Origin of the sequence: Micrococcus sp. HMSC31B01 (assembly GCF_001816085.1) — a bacterium.
In the GTDB taxonomy this organism is placed as follows: domain Bacteria; phylum Actinomycetota; class Actinomycetes; order Actinomycetales; family Micrococcaceae; genus Micrococcus; species Micrococcus luteus.
On sequence record NZ_KV825310.1, the window covers coordinates 1 to 4,872 of the forward strand.

The window sequence follows — 4,872 nt, forward strand, 5'->3', positions numbered from 1 at the left end:
CGGCCGTCCTCCTCGGCCGTCCACGTGGCCACGCCCACGGCGAGCGCGCCGACGTCGATGCCGCGCTCCTCCGCCAGCTCGCGGACCTTGGCGCGCAGGCCGAGGGAGACCTCGTGCGCCGCGTCCAGCACCGGGCCGGCCGGCAGCAGGGTGGACAGGCGGGTGCGCCGCCCCAGCAGCAGCTGCGAGACGCCGGAGGAGTTCGCTTCCGTGAGGTCGATGCTGTTGGCCGCCGAGGGCGCGAACCGCAGCATCGTGTCGTTCTCGGCGCCCGAGCCCAGGGAGGACACCCAGGCGGCCGGGTCGGGGCGGGTCTGCCCCTCGTCGGGGCGTGCGGCGGCGCGGGCGCGGGCCAGGCGCGGGAACTCCTGCTCGGTCACGTGCGTGCGGTCCTTCCTCCGTCGCCTGGGTCCAGGCGGTCTTCGTGCGGACGGCCGCCCCGGTCAGGGGCGGCCGGATGCGGCGCCGGACGCGCCGCTCACTCCCACTCGATGGTGCCCGGCGGCTTGCTGGTCACGTCGAGCACGACGCGGTTGATGCCGTCGACCTCGTTGGTGATGCGGTTCGAGATGCGGGACAGGACGTCGTCCGGGATCCGCGCCCAGTCCGCCGTCATGGCGTCCTCGCTGGTGACGGGGCGCAGGACGACCGGGTGGCCGTAGGTGCGGCCGTCACCCTGCACGCCCACGGAGCGCACGTCCGCGAGCAGCACCACCGGGCACTGCCAGATCTGGCGGTCCAGCCCGGCCGCGGTGAGCTCGGCGCGCACGATCGCGTCCGCGCGGCGCAGCAGATCCAGGCGCTCCTGGGTGACCTCGCCGATGATGCGGATGCCCAGACCCGGGCCCGGGAACGGCTGGCGGTGCACGATGCCCTCGGGCAGGCCGAGCTCGGCGCCCACGGCGCGGACCTCGTCCTTGAACAGCTCGCGCAGCGGCTCGCACAGCTCGAACTCGATGTCGTCCGGCAGGCCGCCCACGTTGTGGTGGGACTTGATGTTGGCCGCCCCGTCCCCGCCGCCGGACTCGACGACGTCCGGGTAGAGCGTGCCCTGCACGAGGAAGCGGACCTCGGTGGCGTCCGGGTCGTGCTCGGACTCGAGGACGATGTCCGCCTGCGCCTTCTCGAAGGTGCGGATGAACCGCTCGCCGATGATCTTGCGCTTGGCCTCGGGGTCGGTGACGCCGGCCAGCGCGGACAGGAAGTCCTCGCGCGCGTCCACCATCACGAGGCGGGCGCCGCCGTGGGCCTCGCCGAACGCCTGCTCGATCTCGGCGGACTCGCCCTCGCGCATGAGGCCGTGGTCCACGTAGACGCAGGTGAGGCGGTCGCCGATGGCGCGCTGCACGAGGGCCGCGGCCACGGCGGAGTCCACGCCGCCGGACAGGCCGCAGATGGCCCGCTTGTCCCCGATCTGCTCGCGGATGCGCTCGACCTGCTCCTCGATCACGCCGCTGGCCGTCCAGTCCGCGCCCAGGCCCGCACCCACGTGCAGGAACTGCTCGAGCACCCGCTGACCGTGGGAGGAGTGGCCCACCTCGGGATGCCACTGCACGCCGAAGATGCGGCGCTCGCGGTCCTCGAACGCGGCGACGGGGGCGCCCGCGGTGGAGGCCGTCACGGCGAAGCCCTCGGGCGCCTGCGTCACGGCGTCCCCGTGGGACATCCACACGACCTGCTCGAGGTCCTGGCCCGCGAACAGCACGGAGTCGGCGTCCACCGAGTCCAGGCAGGTGGAGCCGTACTCCCGGGTGCCGGTCTTGGCCACGGTGCCGCCGAGGGCGTGCGCAATCGACTGGAAGCCGTAGCACAGGCCCAGCACGGGCACCCCGGCCTCGAGCAGCGCCGGATCCAGCTGCGGGGCGCCGGGCTCGTACACCGACGACGGCCCGCCCGAGAGGATCAGCGCCGCGGGCTTGCGCTCCAGGATCTGCGCCGCCGGGGTGGAGGCGGGCACGACCTCGGAGTAGACGTTGGCCTCGCGCACACGACGCGCGATGAGCTGTGCGTACTGGGCGCCGAAGTCCAGCACCAGCACCGTGGGCATCACGTCGCTGAGCGGGGCGGGGGTGTCGGGGTGGGGGGCATTCTGCGTCACCCGTCCAGGATAGTCGAGGCGCTCAGTAGCGCCGCGCGGCGTCCGGGAAGCGGTGCAGCTCGTCCCGGACCACGCGGGTCATGCGCTTCTCCACCACGAAGGACAGGAACGGCACGACGCCGCCGCCGGCCATCGCCAGCAGGCGCAGCGGCTCCCAGCGCATCAGGGACCACAGGCGGAACGAGGCGAGCAGGTACACCACGTACATCCAGCCGTGGGCGATGAGGATGAACAGGGACAGGTTCACTCCCCCGGTCACGCTGTCCGTGGGGTGCAGCCCCAGGCCGTTGGCCTCTCCGTCCAGGGTGGTGCCGCCCGCGTAGAGCTCCACGTGCATGCCGTACTTCAGCACCATCTCCGCCACGAGCAGCAGGAGCATGATGCCGGTGATCCACGCGCACACCACGTAGAGGCGGGTGGCGGAGCGGATCTGCTGCTGGGTGCCGGCGAAACGGCGATGCTCCCGGCCTGGCCGCGGGGGCGGCTCGGGCAGGTCGGCCTCCGTGATGTCCTCGGGATCCGGCAGGCTCGCCGGGTCCACCGGCTGGGGGCCGGGGTGCTGGGTGCTCATCGGCTCTGCTCCTCTCGGGGCCCACGGGGGCCCGGGTCGCGGGGGTCGGGGCGCGCGGCCCCGTCGTCGTCGTGGTCCTGGCGTGGGTGCGCCGCGGACTGTGCCGCGACGGCCCGCTCCTTGGCCTCGCGCGCGGCCGCCCGGCGCCGCTCGAGCTCCTCGGCGCGCCACTGCGCGGCCCACTCCTCGTCGAGCCGGCGCTCGTGCTCGTCCCGGACGTGGTCGTCGCGGACGAACCGCCACCACAGGAACAGGGCGAAGCCGGCGAAGAGCATCCACTCCACGGCGTAGAAGACGTTGAGCCAGATGATCTGGGTCTCCTCGGGCTGCGGGGCCACCCACACCGGCTCGAGCCCGCCGGGGCCGGCCGCGCCCGTCTCGGCGCCCGCGGCGTCGACCATCTCGAACGCCGCGACGAACGCCGCGTAGGACGGCTCGTCCCACACGTTCACCAGCTGGGCCGGGGCCAGGCTGCGGTACAGGAGCCGGTCGGCGGTGTCCTCGGCCGCAGCCTCGCGCGGCAGGGGCCCGTCCGGGGGCAGCAGGCGCCCGGTGACGGTGACCTGCCCGGTGGGCGCGGGGTCCACGACGTCGGCGTCGGCCGACCAGCCGCGGACCACCGGGACGACCTCGCCGTCCGGGGCGCCGGCCACCCGCAGGGCCGTGACCGTCCAGTAGCCGTCGCGGCCGTTCAGCAGGCGCGGGCCGACCAGGACGTCCGTGCCGGGCACGAACTCCCCCTCGACCGTGACGACCTGGTCGGCCTGCGAGCCCAGCAGGGCCTCGTAGGGGCGCACGTGCTCCAGGAACGGCACGGCGTTCTCGGTCTGGGTGCGCGGCGGCGGCGCGTTCGTCTCCGCGGACTCGAACTGCCACTTGGACAGCCCCACGAAGACCGCGGCCGCCACGAGGGCCAGCACCAGGGTGGCCAGCCAGACGGGCTTGAGGGCGGTGCGCAGCACGCCGTATCAACTCTTCCGGTCGGGGTGCCGCCAGGCGGCGGCGGGGATCAGACGGTCTGGGTGGGGGTCACGAGGACCTCCACCTTCTGGAAGTCCTTGAGCTCGGTGTAGCCGCAGGTGGCCATGGCGCGCTTCAGGCCGCCCATCAGGTTGGACGTGCCGTCCGCGTGGCGGCCGGGCCCCCACAGGACCTCCTCGAGCGGAGCCACCTGGCCCACGTGGGTGCGGTGCCCGCGCGGCAGCTCCGGGTGGGCGGCCTCGAGGCCCCAGTGCCAGCCGCCGCCGGGGGCGTCGGTGGCGCGGGCCAGGGCGGCGCCCAGGACGACCGCGTCCGCGCCCATGGCGATCGCCTTGACGATCTCCCCCGAGGTGGAGACGCCGCCGTCGGCGATCACGTGCACGTAGCGGCCGCCGGACTCGTCCATGTAGTCGCGGCGCGCCTCGGCGATGTCCGAGATGGCCGTGGCCATCGGCACACGGATGCCCATGGCGCGGCGCGTGGTGGTGGACGCGCCGCCGCCGAAGCCGACGAGCACGCCGGCCGCGCCGGTGCGCATCAGGTGCAGGGCCGGCGTGTAGCCGGCCGCCCCACCCACGATCACGGGCACGTCCAGCTCGTAGATGAACTGCTTCAGGTCCAGCGGCTCCTGGGTGGAGGAGACGTGCTCGGCCGAGACGGTGGTGCCGCGGATGACGAACAGGTCCACGCCCGCCGCCACGACGGTGCGGTAGAACTCCTGCGTGTTCTGCGGGGTCAGCGAGCCCGCGACGACGACGCCGGCCTCGCGGATCTGCGCGAGGCGCTCGGTGATCAGATCGGGGCGGATGGGGGCCGCGTAGGCCTCCTGCAGCTTGCGGGTGGCCTCGGTCCCGGCCGGGCCGGCCTCGAGGGCGGCGATCTCCTCGAGCAGCGGGCGCGGGTCCTCGTGGCGGGTCCACAGGCCCTCGAGGTTGAGGACGCCGAGACCGCCCAGCCGCCCCATCGCGATGGCGGTCTCCGGGCTCATCACGGAGTCCATGGGTGCACCGATCACGGGCATGTCGAACGTGTAGGCGTCGATGCGCCACGTGAGGCTGACGTCCTGGGGATCCCGGGTGCGCCGCGCGGGCACCACGGACACGTCGTCGAGGGAGAAGGCCCGGCGGCCGCGCTTGCCGCGGCCGATCTCAATCTGGTTCGTCACCGGGCCAGCCTAGCCCAGGCGCCACGGGGGCGGCGCCGACCGTGTCGTCGGCGCCGC

Annotated in this window: 4 protein-coding genes and 1 pseudogene; all 5 read right to left on the minus strand. The window is 74.0% G+C overall.

The window, feature by feature from the left end; genetic code table 11:
• Positions 1–380: pseudogene (locus HMPREF3105_RS10030) on the minus strand (hypothetical protein); the annotation flags it as partial.
• A 98-nt stretch (positions 381–478) separates the two neighbouring features.
• Positions 479–2,098: a glutamine-hydrolyzing GMP synthase gene (gene guaA, locus HMPREF3105_RS10035; RefSeq protein ID WP_070709485.1), complete on the minus strand. Its 1,620-nt coding sequence runs from the start codon at positions 2,096–2,098 to the stop codon at positions 479–481.
• Positions 2,099–2,120: 22 nt separating this feature from the next.
• Positions 2,121–2,669, minus strand: coding sequence for a DUF3817 domain-containing protein (locus tag HMPREF3105_RS10040; RefSeq protein ID WP_036340922.1), 549 nt, complete (start codon positions 2,667–2,669; stop codon positions 2,121–2,123).
• Entirely contained in the window at positions 2,666–3,631 is a 966-nt protein-coding gene (locus tag HMPREF3105_RS10045; protein WP_070709487.1) for an SURF1 family protein, read from the minus strand. Before HMPREF3105_RS10045 ends, HMPREF3105_RS10040 begins: the two co-directional genes overlap by 4 nt.
• Positions 3,632–3,678: 47 nt before the next feature.
• Positions 3,679–4,815 carry a GuaB3 family IMP dehydrogenase-related protein gene (locus HMPREF3105_RS10050; RefSeq protein ID WP_002857600.1) on the minus strand — a complete coding sequence of 379 codons (1,137 nt, stop codon included), beginning with the start codon at positions 4,813–4,815 and terminating at the stop codon, positions 3,679–3,681.
• Positions 4,816–4,872: the final 57 nt, after the last annotated feature.

Bases quoted from the DNA above. Each gene is read 5' to 3' on its own strand.
- HMPREF3105_RS10040 (WP_036340922.1), bottom strand. From the start codon at position 2,669: ATGAGCACCCAGCACCCCGGCCCCCAGCCGGTGGACCCGGCGAGCCTG.